Source organism: Lachnoclostridium phocaeense, from assembly GCF_959599685.1.
In the GTDB taxonomy this organism is placed as follows: Bacteria; Bacillota; Clostridia; order Lachnospirales; family Lachnospiraceae; genus Claveliimonas; species Claveliimonas monacensis.
This window is the reverse complement of the sequence record NZ_CAUGIN010000029.1, coordinates 19,579-38,740: the sequence shown is the minus strand read 5'-3', so window position 1 is coordinate 38,740 and position 19,162 is coordinate 19,579. Positions and strand designations below refer to the sequence as shown.

At 56.0% G+C, this 19,162-nt stretch carries 18 protein-coding genes; 13 read left to right on the top strand and 5 right to left on the bottom strand.

Annotated elements, in window-relative coordinates:
* Nucleotides 1–95 precede the first annotated feature (95 nt).
* From Q5911_RS12030 to Q5911_RS12015, 4 genes are all read right to left on the bottom strand, one after another.
* Nucleotides 96–464 carry a DUF4180 domain-containing protein gene (locus Q5911_RS12030; RefSeq protein WP_303183078.1) on the bottom strand — a complete coding sequence of 123 codons (369 nt, stop codon included), beginning with the start codon at nucleotides 462–464 and terminating at the stop codon, nucleotides 96–98.
* Between the two features lie 201 nt (nucleotides 465–665).
* Nucleotides 666–1,022, bottom strand: a complete 357-nt coding sequence (locus Q5911_RS12025) for a hypothetical protein (protein ID WP_076778792.1) — start codon at nucleotides 1,020–1,022, stop codon at nucleotides 666–668.
* The gene (locus tag Q5911_RS12020) at nucleotides 1,013–1,366 is read right to left on the bottom strand and encodes a PqqD family protein (RefSeq protein ID WP_076778789.1); all 354 of its coding nucleotides are present in this window, start codon (nucleotides 1,364–1,366) and stop codon (nucleotides 1,013–1,015) included. The genes Q5911_RS12025 and Q5911_RS12020 overlap by 10 nt, the downstream gene beginning before the upstream one ends.
* Before the next feature lie 3 nt (nucleotides 1,367–1,369).
* Entirely contained in the window at nucleotides 1,370–3,256 is a 1,887-nt protein-coding gene (locus tag Q5911_RS12015) for an OPT family oligopeptide transporter (RefSeq protein WP_442913486.1), read from the bottom strand.
* A 308-nt stretch (nucleotides 3,257–3,564) separates the two neighbouring features.
* On the opposite strand from Q5911_RS12015, the gene Q5911_RS12010 reads away from it, so the two are divergent.
* The 10 genes from Q5911_RS12010 to Q5911_RS11965 all read left to right on the top strand — a co-directional run bounded on the left by Q5911_RS12010 (nucleotide 3,565) and on the right by Q5911_RS11965 (nucleotide 13,518).
* Nucleotides 3,565–4,866: an MATE family efflux transporter gene (locus Q5911_RS12010; RefSeq protein ID WP_303183073.1), complete on the top strand. Its 1,302-nt coding sequence runs from the start codon at nucleotides 3,565–3,567 to the stop codon at nucleotides 4,864–4,866.
* A 123-nt stretch (nucleotides 4,867–4,989) separates the two neighbouring features.
* A complete protein-coding gene (locus tag Q5911_RS12005; RefSeq protein WP_076778779.1) occupies nucleotides 4,990–5,397 on the top strand; it encodes a DUF3842 family protein in 408 nt (135 codons plus the stop codon).
* A 200-nt stretch (nucleotides 5,398–5,597) separates the two neighbouring features.
* Nucleotides 5,598–6,371, top strand: a complete 774-nt coding sequence (larE, locus tag Q5911_RS12000) for an ATP-dependent sacrificial sulfur transferase LarE (protein WP_303183070.1) — start codon at nucleotides 5,598–5,600, stop codon at nucleotides 6,369–6,371.
* 2 nt (nucleotides 6,372–6,373) lie between these two features.
* Nucleotides 6,374–7,144: a nickel pincer cofactor biosynthesis protein LarB gene (gene larB / locus Q5911_RS11995; protein WP_303183067.1), complete on the top strand. Its 771-nt coding sequence runs from the start codon at nucleotides 6,374–6,376 to the stop codon at nucleotides 7,142–7,144.
* Nucleotides 7,141–8,433, top strand: a complete 1,293-nt coding sequence (larC, locus tag Q5911_RS11990; RefSeq protein ID WP_303183065.1) for a nickel pincer cofactor biosynthesis protein LarC — start codon at nucleotides 7,141–7,143, stop codon at nucleotides 8,431–8,433. Before larB ends, larC begins: the two co-directional genes overlap by 4 nt.
* 27 nt (nucleotides 8,434–8,460) lie before the next feature.
* The gene (locus Q5911_RS11985) at nucleotides 8,461–10,086 is read left to right on the top strand and encodes an ABC transporter substrate-binding protein (protein WP_303183080.1); all 1,626 of its coding nucleotides are present in this window, start codon (nucleotides 8,461–8,463) and stop codon (nucleotides 10,084–10,086) included.
* Nucleotides 10,087–10,091: 5 nt separating this feature from the next.
* Entirely contained in the window at nucleotides 10,092–11,081 is a 990-nt protein-coding gene (locus tag Q5911_RS11980; RefSeq protein WP_303183063.1) for an ABC transporter permease, read from the top strand.
* The gene (locus Q5911_RS11975; RefSeq protein ID WP_303183061.1) at nucleotides 11,078–11,923 is read left to right on the top strand and encodes an ABC transporter permease; all 846 of its coding nucleotides are present in this window, start codon (nucleotides 11,078–11,080) and stop codon (nucleotides 11,921–11,923) included. The genes Q5911_RS11980 and Q5911_RS11975 overlap by 4 nt, the downstream gene beginning before the upstream one ends.
* Before the next feature lie 15 nt (nucleotides 11,924–11,938).
* Nucleotides 11,939–12,895: an ABC transporter ATP-binding protein gene (locus Q5911_RS11970; RefSeq protein ID WP_303183059.1), complete on the top strand. Its 957-nt coding sequence runs from the start codon at nucleotides 11,939–11,941 to the stop codon at nucleotides 12,893–12,895.
* Nucleotides 12,892–13,518 carry an ABC transporter ATP-binding protein gene (locus Q5911_RS11965; protein WP_303183057.1) on the top strand — a complete coding sequence of 209 codons (627 nt, stop codon included), beginning with the start codon at nucleotides 12,892–12,894 and terminating at the stop codon, nucleotides 13,516–13,518. Before Q5911_RS11970 ends, Q5911_RS11965 begins: the two co-directional genes overlap by 4 nt.
* Before the next feature lie 29 nt (nucleotides 13,519–13,547).
* On the opposite strand, the gene Q5911_RS11960 is transcribed toward Q5911_RS11965, so the two are convergent.
* The gene (locus tag Q5911_RS11960) at nucleotides 13,548–14,723 is read right to left on the bottom strand and encodes an MFS transporter (RefSeq protein ID WP_303183055.1); all 1,176 of its coding nucleotides are present in this window, start codon (nucleotides 14,721–14,723) and stop codon (nucleotides 13,548–13,550) included.
* Between the two features lie 298 nt (nucleotides 14,724–15,021).
* Between Q5911_RS11960 and Q5911_RS11950 the strand changes: the two genes are divergently transcribed.
* Genes Q5911_RS11950 through Q5911_RS11940 form a run of 3 tightly spaced genes read left to right on the top strand, consistent with a single transcriptional unit; the run spans nucleotide 15,022 to nucleotide 19,149 of the window.
* Nucleotides 15,022–18,042 (top strand): glycoside hydrolase family 2 TIM barrel-domain containing protein, encoded by a 3,021-nt coding sequence (locus tag Q5911_RS11950; RefSeq protein WP_303183053.1) that lies wholly within the window; start codon nucleotides 15,022–15,024, stop codon nucleotides 18,040–18,042.
* Nucleotides 18,043–18,068: 26 nt separating this feature from the next.
* Nucleotides 18,069–18,287 (top strand): sensor histidine kinase, encoded by a 219-nt coding sequence (locus Q5911_RS11945; protein ID WP_326167589.1) that lies wholly within the window; start codon nucleotides 18,069–18,071, stop codon nucleotides 18,285–18,287.
* Nucleotides 18,288–18,306: 19 nt separating this feature from the next.
* Nucleotides 18,307–19,149, top strand: a complete 843-nt coding sequence (locus Q5911_RS11940) for an AraC family transcriptional regulator (protein ID WP_303183050.1) — start codon at nucleotides 18,307–18,309, stop codon at nucleotides 19,147–19,149.
* The last annotated feature ends 13 nt before the right edge of the window (nucleotides 19,150–19,162 follow it).

Sequence of the window (19,162 nt, the reverse complement as noted above, 5' to 3'; positions counted from 1 at the left end):
CCGAACGGCACGTACGGTGGTGTGAGAGGGGAGAGAAAATCTCCCCTACTCGATTTGGGTTAATACACAACTATCCGATATGGGGATTTTATCCACTAAATGCTTTTGCTTATTTTTTGAATTGCTTCTTCTTTTGTTGCAACAAAGAACACATCTTTCCCTTTATTGCTTTCAAAGATAAAGTCTTTCAGCGGCTTGCTGGTGTAGTGCGAAAAATCTCCGTATATAGCGATTTTCCCACCGTAATTGATAAATTTTTGAAGAATTTCTCCCGCCAGGCCGCTGCTCAAAATGAAGAAATCTTCAATGATGTTCTTTTTATCCACGACAATATACTTTGTGCCTGCTTCATATTGGGCAGACATAAGCAAATCAAGCGCAGAATCGACATCAGTAATGATCATGCTGTCACTTGACACGGCAACCGCAATTCCGTTGCCACAATCAATTTTTTCAAACTTCATGCCTGTACCTCCTTTAATGAATTGCAGACAAAATCCCGCATTATCGTCGCTGGTAACGCTTTGCGCATTGTAGCATGAAAGAAAGGAATTGTCAAAATTTTTACATTTCTGTTACTTTTTTGGCGAACATCAATAAATAATGAAGAAATAAAAAAGAGGCAGGCACGGCCCGGATGGGTCATGTCTGCCTCCTTGCTTATGCTATTTTCTATACCGGTAGATGATTTTCCCGTTTTCCTTTTCCTCCGTGATCAGCTTTTGTTTCAGCATGTACGGAAGGATGGAATCCAGAAATTTTCCCGGATCAGTTACCGCCATGCGCTCGCTGTTAAACGGCTGCTTCGCGGTCAGATCTTTTACCACGGGTTCCAGCTCCCTGCGGGTCATGGGACCCTTTTTGCGAAGGGCTTTTCGGACTTTTGTTATCCCCTTTGAACTGAGCATGTTCGACAAATCCTGTTTCTGCCGCATGGTGCGCCATATGCCCCATGTGTAGATGACGGCTGTGGCGGCGGCAAACAGAAGAATATACGGGATATAATGAAGTATCAGTTCCATTTTTCTCCTTTCCAGTGGATCAGATGATTGTCACGGAGGATCTCCAGGAACTTGATCAGTCTGGAGAGAGACTTCTCCATGCCGGGAAACTGAGCATCCAGTATGTTTGAGAGCTGGTGCACATCCCGCATATCATCTATGGACAGCCAGACAAAGCTGCCGTAGTTGTCAAGTTTTACTTCGCTTACCCTTGGGCGGTGAAAAAATTTCTGGGCGATCCGGTGATAGAACCCTTTCCACTCAATGAAAACAGTCACAATGCCGTCCTCGCCTGTCTGATATTCAATATCCGGATTTTTAACCGGTACAAAATCCATGTAATTCCGTTGGTCTTTTGATCTCATTTTTTATTTTTCCTTTTTCATGCACAGTCTGTACAGATAGAACAGAAGCAGGATGAAGATCACAAGGCTTCCGATCTGCGGCAGAGAGAATGGAAGAGTGATGGCGCCGTCCAGCTCAAGCACTGCAAGGACAGCAAGGACGATACCCATGATACCTTCTCCGGCAATAAGTCCGGATGTGAAGAGTACGCCGCGGTCTGCACGCTCTTTTTTCTCCTGATCTGTACCTTTGATACGCTCCACGATGTAACGCACGATACCACCGGCCATGATACCAGCACTTAAGCTGAATGGCAGGTACATACCTACTGCAAACGGCATAACCGGTACTTTCAGAATCTCTACAACGATGGCGATAAATACACCTGTGAAGATGAGCGGCCAGGGAAGATCAGCGTTCATGATACCTTCTACAAGCATCTTCATCATGGTTGCCTGTGCGGCAGGGATCTGCTCTGTACCGTATCCCCATGCCTCGTTCAGCAGGTAGAGTACGAATCCGATAGCAGCGGAAGATACAACGACACCGATGATCTCACCGATCTGCTGGGTCTTAGGTGTGGCACCGACAATGAAACCTGTCTTTAAGTCCTGTGAAGTATCGCCGGCGATGGCTGCGATGACACAGATGATACCGCCGATGGCGATAGCGCCAACCATACCTGTTGTTCCGTCTGTTCCTGTTGCTTTAAGAGCAAGAGTAGCAATGATCAGAGTAGCGATAGCCATACCGGAAACCGGGTTGTTGGAGGATCCGATGAGACCTACCATACGGGAGGAAACGGATGCAAAGAAGAAACCAAATACAACCACGATCAGAGCACCCAGCGGATTTACCGGGAATGCCGGTACAAGCCAGATGGCGATGATGATCACTACAATGATTGCCAGCAGAACAGGCATCGGAAGATCCCGCTCTGTACGAAGAGCGTCTTTGTTTGCATGTTTCTTGGACATGCTTGCCATTGCCTGCTTGAATGTGCGGATGATCAGCGGGAATGTCTTGATAAGGCTGATGAATCCGCCGGCTGCAACGGCGCCTGCACCGATGTACTTGATGTAGTTTCCCCACAGGTCGCCAGGAGCCATGGAGGAGATCGGGTCTGTTCCCGGGAAGATGGTAGAGTCTCCGCCGAACAGTGCGATCAGAGGCATCAGCACGAACCAGCTCAGTGTACCACCGGCCAGCATGTAGCTGGAGATCTTCGGTCCGCAGATGTATCCCACACCTGCCAGTGAAGGCAGTACCTGGATACCGATCTGGGATCCTGCATAGCTCTTGAATGCATAGCCGATCTCACTCGGGAAGAGGTGAAGACCGTCTGCAACGAATTTGTAAACAGCTGCAATTCCGAGACCTTTGAATACGGTTCCGGCTTTTGCACCGCCCTCCTCACCAGCAAGAAGAACCTCGGCACATGCGGTTCCTTCCGGGAAAGGCAGTGTTCCATGTTCCTCAACAATGAGGGCCTGACGCAGAGGTACCATGAAGCACACGCCCAGGATACCGCCGAACAAAGCTACGAGGAAAAGTGTCATGATACTTGGGAAATCAGTTTTTCCCTCCTCTGCCCATAAGAATAATGCGGGGAGAGTAAAGATTGCTCCCGCTGCTACAGACTCGCCGGCAGAACCGATGGTCTGTACAAGGTTGTTCTCAAGAATGGAATCCCTGCGCAGGATCACGCGGATAATTCCCATGGAGATAACGGCCGCAGGAATAGAAGCGGAGATCGTCATACCAACGAGAAGGCCCAGGTAAGCGTTGGCTGCACCAAACACAATTGCCAGAAGGATACCTATGAGAACAGAAGTGACTGTAAATTCCGGCACGATCTTGTCAGCCGGAATATACGGTTTGAATTCTGACTTCTTGTCCATGTCATTCATTCCTTTCTTAGAATATAGATTTTTTCTTAGTGCCGATTTAGCGCACTAGAAAGGATTATATCAGCTTCTTATAGAAAAAGGAAGAGAAAACGAAGAAAAATTGATCGATTTTAAGCAATATCTTGACTTAATATATGTTTTGTGATATTTTAGCAGAGCATGTAAACGAATAATGCAGTGATTGCCGCCGGGTACGTCTTATTTATTTCAGTAGGCCTTTGTTGAAATAAATGGGACTTTTTTTATTCTGTCCATGTTTTTCCAGGATCCGGGGCGAAATCTGACCACAAGAGCCGGAGGTATGATGTATGCAGAAAAACAGTTGTTTTAGAGAGTTTATCAAGTATTCATCTTTGAATGTGCTGGGAATGATCGGCCTGTCCTGCTATATTCTGGCGGACACATTTTTCGTGTCCAAAGCCCTGGGGGCAGACGGGCTGGCAGCCCTCAACCTTGCCATCCCGGTGTACAGCTTCATCAACGGAAGCGGACTGATGATCGGAATGGGTGGCGGCATTAAATACACCATCTTCAAGAGCCAGGGAAAGGATGAGAACGCGGACCGGGTGTTCACAAATGCGGCGGTGCTGACGGTTCTCATTGCGGCCGTCTTTTTCTTCCTGGGGCTGCTTTGCTCCGGCGTGCTGACCCGCCTTCTTGGCGCGGACGCGGAAGTGTTTGAGCTGACAAGGTCCTACCTGCAGGTGCTGATGATGTTTGCCCCTATGTTTATGGCAAACAACCTGTTCCTTTGCTTTGTCCGCAACGACGGGGCGCCCCAGCTTGCCATGGCGGCCATGATCGTGGGAAGCCTCTCCAACGTGGTGCTTGACTATGTGTTCATGTTCCCTCTTGGGATGGGCATGTTCGGCGCTGCCCTGGCCACGGGAACGGCTCCGGTGATCAGTATGCTGATACAGTCCTCCCACCGCCTTAGAAAGAAAAACCAGTTTCATCTGTGCAGATGCAGGATGTCTCCAAGACTGGCCCTGGGGATCTTCTCAAGCGGCTTTCCGTCCCTTCTGACAGAAGTGTCCTCCGGCATTGTTATGATCGTGTTTAATATGATCATCCTGGGGCTTGCGGGCAACACCGGCGTGGCGGCCTACGGCGTCATCGCCAATATTTCCCTTGTGGTGATCTCCATCTACACAGGGATCTCCCAGGGGATCCAGCCTATCCTGAGCAGCAGCTACGGGCAGGGAAACCAGAAAAATGTATCCGCCATCCTGCGCTACGCCCAGTGGGCGGTGATCCTTATTTCCGCGGCGGTGTACCTGCTTATGTTTTTCGGGGCAGCGCCCATTGTGGGGATTTTCAACAGTGAGGGGAACGCGCTGCTGCAGCAGATCGCCGAGACGGGCCTTAAGATCTACTTTACAGGGTGCGTGTTTGCAGGGCTTAATATCGTCCATTCCGTGTTCTTTACCTCCACGGAGCGGCCTCTGCCGGCCCACGTCATCTCTCTTCTGCGGGGATTTATACTGATCATCCCCCTGGCCTTTCTCCTCTCCAGCCTGGCGGAGCTGTACGGCGTGTGGGCGGCCTTCCCGGTTACGGAGCTGCTGGTCTGCGCTGTGGGTGTGGTCCTGCTTTCCAGGTATAGATAACTATACGCAACAGGTATTTGCCATGGCCGGGATCCGGCGGTAAACTGTAAAGGAAACAAACTTTCTTGACAGTGGAAATAGTTTCTAATAAACTATAGAAAGAAAAAATGCGGAGGTGAAAGCATGAAGGTTCTCGTGATAGACGGACAGGGCGGTGGCCTTGGACGGCAGCTTGTGGCGGCTGTGAAGGCCGGATATCCGGATGTGGAAGTGCTTGCAGTGGGAACCAACAGCGCCGCTACAGGCGCCATGCTGAAAGCCGGCGCAGATATGGCGGCCACGGGAGAAAACTCTGTGGAGGTTGCCTGCCGGAAGGCGGATGTGATCATGGGGCCTGTGGGCATTGTGATCGCGGACTCCATGCTGGGAGAGATCACACCCCGGATGGCAGCAGCCGTCGGGCAGAGCCAGGCAGGGCGGATCCTGATCCCGGTGAACATGTGTGACAATATCGTGGTAGGCATAGCCGATCTTCCCATGACAAAAAAAGTGGAGAGCGCGGTGGAGGCGCTGGCTGATTTTATGAAATAGACAGATGACATCCGGCAGGAAGCCGGGGCATGGCGGCAGAAGCCGCAAAGCGTACAGCCAGAGAACGCTTCGGACAGCGTGCAGGCGTCGTGGGATATGTATGTTTGATGAAATGAATAGATACCAGGAAGGTATCTGCACTCAGAAGGGGGCAGGTACCTTTTTCTTTTTGCAGACGAAAAAAAGACAGGAGAGATGATATGACTTTAGAGACATTTTTCAGAGAGGTGCCCAGGGCGGCCCTGGCTTTCTCGGGAGGAACCGACTCGGCGTTCCTTCTCTGGGCGGCGAAAACGTACGGCTGTGACGTGCAGGCCTACTATATAAAGACGGTCTTTCAGCCGGACTTTGAGCTGGAGGACGCCCTGCGGCTGGCAGAGCAGCTTTCTGTCCCTATGAAAGTGGTGGAGATGGATATCTTAGATGTGGATGAGGCGGCGCAGAATGGCCCCAGGCGGTGTTACTACTGCAAGCGGGCGCTTTTTACAAAGCTGCGGGAGCAGGCGGCAGCGGACGGCTATACCGTACTGCTGGACGGCACCAACGCATCCGACGACGCGGGAGAGAGGCCCGGCATGCAGGCTCTGCGGGAGCTGAAAGTGCGCTCCCCCCTGCGGGAGTGCGGCGTCACAAAGGAGGAGGTGCGCGCTCTCTCCCGGGAGGCAGGCCTTTTCACATGGGACAAACCTGCCTACGCCTGCCTGGCCACCAGGATTTCCACCGGGACAAGGATCACCCGGGAGGCTCTTCTTCGGGCGGAGCAGGGGGAGAGGGCCCTTATGGAGCTGGGCTTTTCGGATTTCCGGGTGCGGCTTACAGAAGGCGGGGCCCGTCTCCAGGTGACAGGGGAGCAGATGCCCCTTGTGTTTGAAAAGAGGGAAGAAGTCATGGCGGCGCTGAAACCGCTTTTTGGGACCGTGCTTCTGGATCTGGAGCAGCGCAGTCCCTCTGTGTCAGTGAAGGGAGGAAGGTAGAGATGGATAACAAACAGGATATACTGGAGCTTCTGCGGAGCGTGGCCCGGGGACAGACTGCCCCGGAGGACGCCCTCCTGTCCTTGAAGGAGGAGCCTTTTGCAGATCTGGATTACGCGAAGATCGATTTTCACCGCAGCATCCGCCAGGGTGCGGCGGAGGTGATCTACGGCGCAGGAAAGACGCCGGAGCAGATCGTGGGCATTGTGAAGGCCATGGGAGAGAGGAACTGCCGCAATATCCTTGTCACACGGATCGGGCAGGAGGCGGCGGAGGAGCTGGCGGCAGCAGTCCCCGTGCAGTACCATCCCATCCCGAAGCTTGCCATCGCCTTTCCGGAACAGAGGCCTCTTCGGGGGCGGATCGTGGTAGCTACCGGAGGCACAAGCGACATGGCCGTGGCGGAGGAGGCGGCTCTGACGGCGGAGGCCATGGGCAACCAGGTGACCCGGCTCTACGATGTGGGAGTGGCCGGCCTGCACAGGCTTCTGTCCAGTCTGGATCAGCTGATGAGCGCCCGGTGCGTGGTGGCCGTGGCAGGCATGGAGGGAGCCCTGGCGTCCGTGATCGGGGGACTTGTGGACTGCCCCGTCATCGCCGTGCCTACAAGCGTAGGGTACGGGGCCAGCTTCGGAGGGCTGTCGGCCCTTCTGTCCATGCTGAACTCCTGCGCCTCCGGGTGCAGTGTGGTGAACATTGACAACGGCTTTGGAGCAGGCTACCTGGCCAGCATGATCAACCAGATGGAAGGGATAAAGGAGGAAGAAAGATGAAGACACTTTATATAGAATGTAAGATGGGGGCAGCGGGAGATATGCTCATGTCCGCCCTCTATGAACTGCTGGATGACAGGCAGCAGTTTCTGGATACCATGAACAGTCTGGGACTTCCCGGCGTGCACCTGGAGGCCCGGGCCGCATCCACCTGCGGCATCGCAGGCACCCACATGGCGGTGACAGTGGACGGGGAGGAGGAGACGGAACCCGGCCATGATCACCACCACGACCACCATCACGAGCATGAGCATGACCACCACCACGACCACCATCACGAGCATGACCACGGTCACCACCACGACCATGAGCACAGCCACCACCATCATCATGCCACACCCGGACATATCCGGGAGATCATCAGCGGACTGGAACTTCCCGCCCAGGTGAAGGAAAATGCCAGCGCGGTGTACGACATGATCGCGGAGGCGGAAGCCAGAGCACACGGCTGTCCGGTGGGGGACGTCCATTTCCATGAAGTGGGAGCCCTGGACGCTGTGGCGGACGTGACAGGTGTGTGCTATGCCATGTACCTTCTGGGGGCGGAGCAGGTCATCGTCTCCCCGGTACATGTGGGGAGCGGCACGGTCCGCTGCGCCCACGGCGTCATGCCGGTGCCGGCCCCGGCTACAGCCAATATCCTGGAGGGAGTCCCGGTCTATGGAGGAGAGGTGCAGGGGGAACTGTGCACCCCTACAGGGGCGGCTCTTCTGAAGTTTTTCGGAGCATCCTTTGGCCCCATGCCTCTGATGAGGACAGGGCGGCCCGGCGTAGGCATAGGAACAAAGACATTTGAGCAGGCCAACTGCGTCCGCGTCTTCCTGGGAGAGACAGAAAGTACAGAAGGAAAAGGCGACGGGGAGATCACGGAGCTGGTGTGCAACATCGACGACATGACGCCGGAGGCCCTTGCCTTTGCCTGCACGCGGCTGATAGAGGAGGGGGCCCTGGACGCTTACACCATCCCCGGCACCATGAAAAAGGGCAGGCCGGGACATGTGCTGACTGTGCTGTGTCCGCCGGAAAAAGAGGAAGAAATGGTCCGGTGCGTTCTGGCAGAGACTACCACCAACGGACTCAGAGCCCGCAGGTGTACCAAATACTTTCTGCAGCCCGGTGTAAAGACAGTGGAAACCCGGTGGGGGCAGATGCGGGTAAAGACGGCGGAAGGCCGGGGGATCCTGCACCAGAAACCGGAGTACGAGGATGTGGCCGCCCTGGCAAGGGAACACCAGGTAGCCTATGAAACGGTGTGCCGGGAAGCGCTGCGAAACTGCGGGGAAGAATAAAGGAAAAGAAAGGGGCAAAACAACATGATGAAGAAACGGCTGATTTCCGGCCTCTTGACTGTTGCTCTGGGGGCCGGCCTGCTGGCGGGCTGCGGCGGCAGTGCATCCTCCGGGCAGGAGGGCGGCGACAGGCAGGATACGTCCTCTGTGGTAGTTGCCATGGGGCCTACATCAGAGCCCGAGGCAGGTTTTGACCCGGCTTACGGCTGGGGGGCAGGAGAGCATGTCCATGAGCCTCTGATCCAGAGCACCCTCACAGTGACCAACACAGACCTTACCATTGGATATGACCTGGCCACAGAGTACGGGGCCAGCCAGGATGGTCTGACCTGGACGGTGAAGATCCGGGATGACGTGTCTTTCACGGACGGGGAGCCTCTGACAGCAGAGGATGTGGCCTTTACATACAATACGGTGAAAGAGGCAAGCTCGGTCAATGATTTTACCATGCTGGACTATGCGGAGGCAGTGGATGACACCACCGTCCTTTTCCACATGACAAGGCCTTTCTCCATCTGGCCTTACACCATGGCTGTGGTGGGGATCGTGCCGGAGCACGCCTACGACAGCGCCACCTACGGCTCCAACCCCATCGGTTCCGGGAGGTATATACTGAAGCAGTGGGACAGGGGGCAGCAGGTGATCCTGGAGGCCAACCCGGACTACTACGGGGAGGCGCCGAAGATGAAGCGGGTCACCATCCTCTTTATGGAGGAGGACGCCGCTTTTCTGGCGGCCCAGGCAGGAGAGGTGGATGTGGCCTACACGTCCGCCACTTACTCGGACCAGCAGGTGGAGGGCTACAGCCTTGCCTCCTACGCCAGTGTGGACAACCGGGGCTTTAACCTGCCGGCAGTGGAGGAGACGAAAGACCAGGAAGGGCGCACCGTGGGAAATGATTTCACGGCGGACGTCCTGGTGCGCCGGGCCATCAACATAGGCGTGGACCGGCAGGAGATGATCGATCATGTGCTGAACGGGTACGGCAGTCCGGCCTACAGTGTCTGCGACCAGCTTCCCTGGTACAATGAGGCCTCCCAGGTGGCGTACGACCCGGAAGAGGCGGCGGCGCTTCTTGACCAGGCGGGATGGACCCTGGGGGAGGACGGCGTCCGGGAGAAAGACGGGCAGAAGGCAGAGCTTCACCTTCTCTACGCCACAGGGGACTCTGTCCGCCAGGCGCTGGCAGCGGACTTTGCGGGGCAGATGGAGGAGCTTGGGATTTCCTGCACCACCGAGGGCGTGGGATGGGATACAGCCTACGACCGGGCACTGGCGGATCCCCTCCTGTGGGGCTGGGGAGCCCACACGCCCATGGAACTTTACAACATCTATCACACCATGGAAGGGACAGGCACGGCCCAGTACTCCCCCTACTCCAACGAGACGGTGGATACGTACATGGACCAGGCGCTGGCAAGCCCGGATCTGGAGAGCTCCTATGAACTCTGGCAGAAGGCCCAGTGGGACGGCTCTGCCGGGGTGACCCAGGAGGGGGACATTCCCTGGGTGTGGCTGGTAAATATCGACCATCTCTACTGGGTGCGGGATGGCCTCCAGGTGGCAGAGCAGAAAGTACACCCCCACGGACACGGGTGGTCTGTGGTCAACAATGTGGACCAGTGGACCTGGTCACAGAGCGGAAAGGACTGATTTTCTTGAAACACCGCCTTCAGTTTGCGGCGAAAAAAATACTGCGCATGGCGCTTCTTCTTCTGGGCGTCAGCGTGGTCACATTTCTTCTCATGAGCGCTTCCCCCCTGGACCCGCTGCAGACAAATGTGGGGCAGGTGGCTCTTGGCACCATGAGCCAGGAGCAGGTGGAGCATCTGGAAGCATACTGGGGCGTGGACACGCCTCCCCTGGAGAGATACGCGGGATGGCTGACGGATCTGCTCCACGGGGATATGGGAACCTCCCTTCTCTACCGCCAGCCTGTGACCACGGTGATCTGGCAGAGGCTTTCCAGCTCCCTGCTCCTGCTTCTTACAGCCTGGATCCTGTCCGGGGTGCTGGGGCTTCTGATGGGAATGGCAGCCGGGGCCTGCCGGGGACGGTGGCCGGATAAGCTGATCCGGGGCTGGTGCCTTCTCATCTCCAGTACCCCGGCTTTCTGGCTGGCCATCCTTCTGCTGCTTGTGTTTTCCGTATGGCTGGGCTGGCTGCCTGTGGGGCTCTCCGTGCCGGTAGGGATGGAGAGCGGCATGGTCTCTGTGGCAGACCGTCTGCAGCACGCCATCCTGCCGGCGCTGACATTGAGTATCACAGGGGTGGCTAACATGGCCCTCCACACAAGGGAGAAGATGATCAACGTGCTGGAGTCGGACTATGTGCTCTTTGCAAAGGCAAGAGGAGAATCCATGAAGTCTGTGGTGTGGAGACATGGCCTTAGGGGCGTGGCCCTGCCTGCCATCACGCTGCAGGCGGGCTCTGTCAGTGAGATCATCGGGGGCTCCGTCCTGGTGGAGCAGGTGTTCTCCTACCCGGGACTTGGGCAGGCCGCGGTGACGGCAGGGCTTGGCAGCGATCTTCCCCTGCTGATGAGCATCACCCTTATCACCTCCGCCATTGTATTCGGGGGAAATCTGGCTGCGGATCTTCTCTACGGCGTGGTGGATCCCAAGATACGAAGGAGGACTGCAAAATGACGGAAAAATCAAGAAGCCGCTTCTCTCTGAACCGCAGGCAGAGCACCCTCCTTTTCCTGCTTGTGTCCCTGGTGATCCTGGCCGGCATCACGGTGGCAGGGGTTCTCCTGGAGGAGCAGGCCGCGGTGACAGATTTTACAAGGACCAACCTGGCTCCGGGGCGGGCGTTCTGGTTCGGGACAGACTGGATGGGCCGGGATATGTTTATAAGGACCATTGCAGGTCTCTCCTTAAGTATCCGGATCGGTGTTCTGACAGCGGCTGTCAGCGCGGCGGCGGCCCTGGTGCTGGGGACGGCGGCGGCCACTCTGGGGAGGCGGGCGGACAGCGTCATATCCTGGTGCATTGACCTGGTCATGGGCATCCCCCACATCCTTCTTGTGATGCTGATCTCCATCGCCTGCGGACGTGGATTTGCCGGGGTGGTGGCAGGTGTGTCCTTAAGCCACTGGCCTTCCCTTGCCCGGGTGATCCGGGGGGAGGTGCTGCAGCTTCGGAACGCCCCTTACATCCTTGTGGTGGAGAAGCTGGGGGTGTCAAAACTGCAGATCGCAGGCCGGCATATGCTGCCTCACCTGTTCCCCCAGTTTCTCACCGGGCTGATCCTTCTGTTCCCTCATGCCATCCTTCACGAGGCCAGCGTCACGTTCCTGGGCTTCGGGCTGTCCTCTGAGCAGCCGGCCATCGGCGTGATCCTGTCGGAGAGCATGCAGTATCTGACCACGGGGCGGTGGTGGCTGGCCCTCTTTCCGGGACTATCCCTTGTGCTGGTGGTGGGGCTTTTCGCCCTGCTGGGAGAGCGGGTGCGGTATCTGCTGGACCCGTCCAGCGTCCATGAGTAGACAGGGGGAATGATGATGGAGAAAGAAAAGAACAGAGAAACCATACTGGACATCCGGCATGTGTCCATCTATTTTACCCGGTATGAGCGGGGGATCAGAAGAAGAAAGCTGCCTGTGATCCGGGATCTGGATCTGCGCGTACACCCCGGGGAAGTGGTGGCGGTGGTGGGAGCCAGCGGATCCGGGAAAAGCCTTCTGGCCCACGGGATCCTGGGCATCCTGCCCTACAACAGCCGGATGGAAGGCGAGATGTTCTACCGGGGAGAACCGCTGACAAAAGAGCGGGCAGAAAAGCTGCGGGGAAGGCAGATCGCCCTTATCCCCCAGGGCGTCACCTACCTGGATCCCCTTATGAAGGTGGGAGAGCAGATCTGCCGGGGAAGAAAGGATGAAGAGACAGTAAGGCGGTGCCGGGAGGTGCTGGACCGGTACGGTCTGGGGCCGGAGACGGAAGGGCTTTATCCTTTTGAGCTTTCCGGCGGCATGGCCCGCCGGGTGCTGATTGCCTCCGCTGTCATGGATAAGCCGGATCTCATCATTGCGGATGAACCTACTCCGGGACTGGACGTGGGGGCCGCCAGGCGGATCCTGGGACATTTCCGGGAGCTGGCCCGGGGCGGAGCAGGGGTGCTTTTTATCACCCATGATCTGGGGCTGGCGCTGACCATTGCGGACCGGGTGGCCGTGTTCTACGCCGGGGAGACCATTGAGGAGGCCCTGGCGGCAGACTTTGAGGATCCGGACCGGCTCCGCCATCCTTTTACAAAGGCCCTGTTTCGGGCCATGCCTGCCCACGGGTTTGCTCCTATCCAGGGAAGCCAGCCCTACCCGGGCACGGTTTCTTCTGGCTGTCCCTTTGCGGGGCAGTGCCAGGCCTGCCAGGAAGCGTGTGTGAGCACGGAGCATATTCCTGTGCGGCAGATCCGGGGCGGCCTGGTGCGCTGCCTGTATCCGGAGGAGGGAAATGTATGACGCTGGAAGCAAGAAATGTGACGTTCTATTATAAAGGAAAAAAGAAAGCCCCTGTGCTGGACCAGTTCAGCCTGTCCGTCTCCTCCGGGGAGCGGGTGGGACTGAAGGCCCCCAGCGGGCGGGGCAAGACGACCCTTTGCAGGCTGCTGGCAGGGTATGAGAAGCCGATGAAAGGGGAGATCCTTCTGGATGGGAAGCCCCTGGGATCCTACAGGGGAGCCTGCCCGGTGCAGATGGTCTGGCAGCATCCGGAGACCGTGGTGGATCCCCTTTTGCGGCTGGGGACAACCCTTGATGAGGCAGGGCAGGTGGAGGAGAGACTGAAAAGGGAACTCCACATAGAAGAGGGCTGGCTGGAGCGGTTTCCGTCAGAGCTGTCCGGCGGGGAACTGCAGCGGTTCTGCCTGGCAAGAGCCCTTCATCCGGGGGTAAAGTTCCTCCTCTGCGACGAGATCTCTGCCATGCTGGATCTGGTGACCCAGGCCCAGATCTGGCAGTTCCTCCTTGCGGAGGCGAAGAGACGCTCCCTGGGACTGCTGGTGGTGAGCCATGACGACAGCCTGCTGGAGCAGGTGTGCACCCGGGTGGTGGATCTGCCCTTCCCGTCCTGGCGTATTTATTAAGAGTGCCGGGGAACCGGGGCCGGAAGTGATCAGAAGTATCTCAGCAGGAGAAGACCGGCAGCGCTGGCAGCTCCCGCTATGACAAGAGAGAGGTTCTGGCCGGCCAGGGTCAGCAGAAACGGGCACAGGATGGAGGCCAGACCGTAGCCGATCATGACCGCGCCGTAGTTGGTGCCCTGGTGCCGGGTGCCGAAGTGGTCTGACACCACCACCGGGAAGATGCTGACCACGCCGCCGTACACAAGGCAGACAGCCGAGGCAAGCAGGACGAAGAGAAGGCCGGTGGCCCGGGTAAGCCCAAGGACGGAGACGGCGGCTAGAAGATAGAGGGCGAAGAGCACTTTCCGGCGGCCTGTCCGGTCTGACAGCCAGGGCAGAGCAAAGCGGCCGATGATGTTGGCCACGGAGGCAGCCATGACGGCGGCCAGTGCCTGCCCGGAAGTAAGGCCTCTCTCCATGCCCAGGGATTTCATGACAGGATTGACCAGCACGTAGGCCGGGACAGCCAGAGCCATGGCAAGGCTGATGATATAGAAGGTCTTTGTGCGCATCATCTGGCCGGGGGTGTACTGTCTGCCAGGCATGTTCGCAGAAGACTCCTGTTCCGGGACAGAAGGAGAGACGTCCCCGACAGCGTCAGAGGCAGGTTCTGTGACAAAGAAGCCGCCCAGACTTAAGACGGCGTAGATCAAAGTGACAAGAAGCATGGCCGTCCGGTAGCCGAAGGAGGAGAGGAACCAGTCGCACAAGGGGTTCATAAGAATGCCGGAGAGCCCCACCATGCCGATGGTGATGCCGGAGACCATGCCCCGGCGGTCCGGGAACCAGGCCTGGGGAACAGCCGTCAGCATACTGAAGGCGCAGCCGGAACCCAGTCCCCCCAGAGCTCCGTAGCCAAGATCGATGAGCCAGGGCATGGAGCGGGGAGCCATGGCGGCCAGGAAAAAGCCGGCGCACATGACAAAGCTGCCAAGGAAGATGGTCTTCCTGGCTCCCATTTTGTGCTGCAGGCAGCCGCCCAGCATGTTGCCCACGGAGAAAATGCCGATGATGATGGTGAAGGGCTGGCTGGAGGCAGCCGTGGTAAGACCGTACTCCTCCTTCACGTAAGGCTGGAAGACAGTCCAGATATATGGATTTCCATGGACAAAATTGACGATAGTGGCCGCGGTCAGCACAAGATAGCGGTTCCGGATATTTTTCATCTGATTTCTCCTCTTTTCCGGGGGTCTTTTTTTCATTATACTCTGAAATATTTCCTTCGTACAGACAAATCAAAAGGCGTAGCAGGACTATCGCGCTGCAGTCACCGGAAAAGAGAACGCTGCCCCTTGTCATTTCAGCAATGGGTTCATCTTATACGCCGGATTATGGTATGATGATGGTGGCCGTTCTGATCATGACCATCCCCACGGCACTGATCTTCTTCTTCATGCAGAAGCAGTTTGTGGCCGGAATGACAGGATCTGTGAAGGGCTAACTTAGGAGAGGAGCAATAAAGTTATGACAGCAAAAGAGGCAAAGACTTCCTGGCTTGCAGATCCGGAAGTGTTCGCAGTAAACCGGGTGGAAGCGCACTCGGATCATCTGTACTATGAAAAGGAAGAAGAGATCGCTCTGGCGGGGGATATGCCCCTCAGACAGAGCTTGAACGGGACATGGTATTTTTCCTATGCCATCTGTCCCGATATGAGGATCAAGGATTTTTACAGGGAGGATTTTGACTGCCGCAGCTTTGATCATATCCAGGTGCCGGGGCATATCCAGACCCAGGGCTATGACAGGAACCAGTACATCAACACCATGTATCCCTGGGACGGGCAGGAGGAGATGCGCCCGCCCCAGGTGTCACAGCGGTACAATCCGGTGGGAAGCTATGTGAAATACTTCCATGTGGACGAACATTTAAAAGGAAAGCAGACGTTTCTTTCCTTCCAGGGTGTGGAGACGGCCTTCTATGTGTGGGTAAACGGCGCCTTTGCCGGGTACAGCGAGGACAGCTTCACACCGGCGGAATTTGACATTACCGGCTATCTGAAAGAGGGAGAGAACAAGCTGGCTGTGGAGGTGTACAAAAGAAGCAGCGCAAGCTGGCTGGAGGACCAGGATTTCTTCCGCTTTTCCGGCATCTTTCGGGACGTGTATCTCTACGCTGTGCCAAAGATGCATGTGAGGGATCTCTTTGTGAAGGCAGAGCTGGACGACACGTACACAGAAGGCTGCCTGCGGGTGGATATGAAGCTGGCAGGGGAGCCGGGGGGCAGAGTGTCTCTTAAGCTGTGTGACAGAGAGGGAAATAAGGTGGCCGAAGCCTCCTGCCAGGCGGACAGGGAAGTTTCTCTTGCGTGCGGCGCAGGAAAGGTGAGATGCTGGAGCGCCGAGGACCCTTACCTGTATACACTGTACATTTACCTGGAAGACCAGGAAGGAAATGTGGCCGAGGTGGTTCCCGAAGAGGTGGGCTTCCGGAGATTTGAGATGATTGACAAAGTCATGTGTCTCAACGGAAAGCGGATCCTTTTCCGGGGTGTGAACCGCCACGAATTCAATGCCAGAAGAGGACGCGCCGTGACAGAAGAAGATATGCTGTGGGATATCCGCTTTATGAAGCGGCACAATCTGAACGCAGTGCGCACCTCCCATTATCCAAACCAGACGCTGTGGTACCGCCTGTGCGACAGGTACGGCATCTATCTCATCGACGAGACCAATCTGGAGAGCCACGGATCCTGGCAGAAACTGGGCCAGTGCGAACCGTCCTGGAACGTGCCGGGAGATAAGGAAGAGTGGAAAGCCTGCGTCCTGGACCGGGCAAACTCCATGTTCCAGAGAGATAAGAACCATCCCAGCGTGCTGATCTGGTCCTGTGGAAATGAGTCTTACGCAGGCACCTGTATTGAGGCCATGTCGGATTTCTTCCACAGGGAGGATCCGGGCAGGCTGGTGCACTACGAGGGCGTGTTCTGGAACAGGGCCTTTGACCATATCAGCGATATGGAAAGCCGCATGTACGCAAAGCCCCAGGAGATACGGGAATATCTGGAAAAGGATCCGAAGAAGCCCTATATAAGCTGCGAGTACATGCACGCCATGGGCAACTCCTGCGGCGGCATGAAGCTGTACACAGACCTGGAGAGGGAGTTCGATCTGTACCAGGGAGGATTTATCTGGGATTACATCGACCAGTCCCTGTACAGGATCAACGAGCAGGGGGAGGAAGTGCTGACCTACGGTGGCGACCACGACGACCGGGCTACGGACTATGAGTTCTGCGGAAACGGCATTGTGTTCGCGGACAGGAAAGAGTCTCCCAAGGCCCAGGAAGTGAAAGCGCTCTATTCCAATGTAAAACTGACGCCCACTGAAGAAGGCGTCACTGTGCGCAACGAGAACCTGTTTATCACCACAGGCGGATATACATTCAGATACCGTCTGCTAAGAGACGGCGTCTGCATATTTGAAAAGACCCGCAGCGATATTGCTATCCCTGCCCGGAGCGAAGCTTTCGTGGAGCTGGATTACCCGGATGCGAAAGAGCCAGGGGAGTATATCTTTGAAGTGCAGATGCTTCTTTCAGAAGACACACTGTGGGCCAAGGCAGGCTATGAGATCTGCTTTGGCCAGCATGTGAAAAAAGTGGAAGAAGAAAAGAAAGAGAAAAAAGTTTCCATGGAGATCATACACGGCGATGTGAATATCGGCGTAAGAGGCGAAGGATTTACTGTCATGTTCTCCAAAGCGGAAGGGGGCATCGCCTCCCTGTGCTACGACGGGAAGGAATATATCACAAGAACGCCGAAACTGACATACTGGCGGGCCCTCACGGACAATGACAGGGGCGCGAAGCTTGGATCTGCCTGTGCTCCGTGGATGACGGCGGGGCTGTTCCCGAAACTTACCGGCGGGGATATGCAGGAGGAGAAGGACAAAGTAAGTATTACCTTTGAGTACACTCTGCCTGTAGTGCCTGTGACAAAAAGCTTTGTCACCTACACCGTGACAGGGGACGGCGTGATCCACGTCCACCTTCTTTACAGAGGGGAAAAGGGACTGCCCCATCTTCCGGCTTTTGGTATGGACTTCCGTCTCAAAGAGAGGTATCATAATGTAAGATATTATGGATATGGACCGGAGGAAAATTACATTGACCGCAGGGAGGGCGCGAAGCTGGGCGTCTACGAAAGTACCGCGGCGGACAATGTATCGCCCTATCTTGTGCCCCAGGAATGCGGCAATCACACAGGGGTCAGATGGGTGGAAGTGACAGACGACGAAGGGGCGGGCCTTCGCTTCCAGGCGGAGGAAGGATCCTTTGAAAACAGTGTGCTGCCCTGGAGCGCTTATGAGCTGGAGGCTGCCACCCACCAGGAAGAGCTGCCGCCTGTGCACTACACATGGGTGCGGATACTGGCAGCCCAGATGGGCGTGGGAGGAGACGACAGCTGGGGAGCTCCTGTACATGATCAGTTCCTTATTTCCTCTGACAGTAATCTGGAGCTGCGTTTTGCCATCAGAAAATCTTAGAGGAGTGAGCCGGGGCGCGTGCTTAAATTGTAGACATTGAAGACGACGGCGTCGGCATGACCACGGAAAAGCTCATGGATATCCGGGGAAAAAACGGGCAGAAGACAGAGCATTTCACAGGCATCGGGGTCAACAATGTGGACAACCGGATCAAGATGATCTACGGGATGGACTACGGCATCAATATTGTCAGCCAGGAGAACGAGGGAACGAAGATCACCATCTTATTGCCTTTGAGAGACTAAAAAACCGGAGGAGTTTTGTATGGAAGACGCACATGTATTGCAGTTAAAAAACAGAAAATTTTCAGATCTGTATCTTTGCTTCTGCGGCTACGCCCAGTGCCTGCCCCTGCACAGCTTCGGCCCTGCGGTCAGACCCAATTATATTCTTCACTATATCATAAAAGGGAAGGGCCGGTTCACGGTGGGAAATGAGGAGTACCGGCTCCGCGGGGGACAGGGCTTTCTCATTGAGCCGGAAGTACTGACATTTTACGAGGCGGATAAAGAAGATCCCTGGACATATGTGTGGATCGGATTTTCCGGGGAGCGGGCAGGAGAGCACCTTCGGGATCTGGGCCTTGGCAGCGGACACCCTGTCTACCAGTGTTCCAGCGGAGAGAAGCTGGAGAAGATTGTCCAGACTATGCTGGAGAACAAGAATTACACAGTGGCAAACGAGTATCTGCTGGAAGGGCTGCTATATCAGTTTTTCTCTGTGCTGGCAGAAAATATAGAGATCGGGGAGGGGCGGAGGGAAAAAGATGACAACCTCTATATCCGCAAGGCGGTGGAGTATATCCAGAACCACTATTCCTACCCGGTGCAGGTGGGGGAGATCGCCGACTATGTGGGCATCAACAGGAGCTATCTCTGCACCCTCTTTAAAGAACATCTTCACTTGTCGCCCAAAGAGTATCTGACCAGCTTCCGCATCACAAGGGCCGCCCAGCTTCTGGAGATCACGGAACTGTCCATAGAGAGCGTGGCCATGTCCTGCGGCTACCAGGATGCGCTGGGATTTTCCAAGATCTTCAAGGCCAGGATGGGGGTGACGCCCTCTGCCTACAGAAAGAAAAACGAAGAGCGTCAGTTAACATTCTGACTGTTTTTTATCA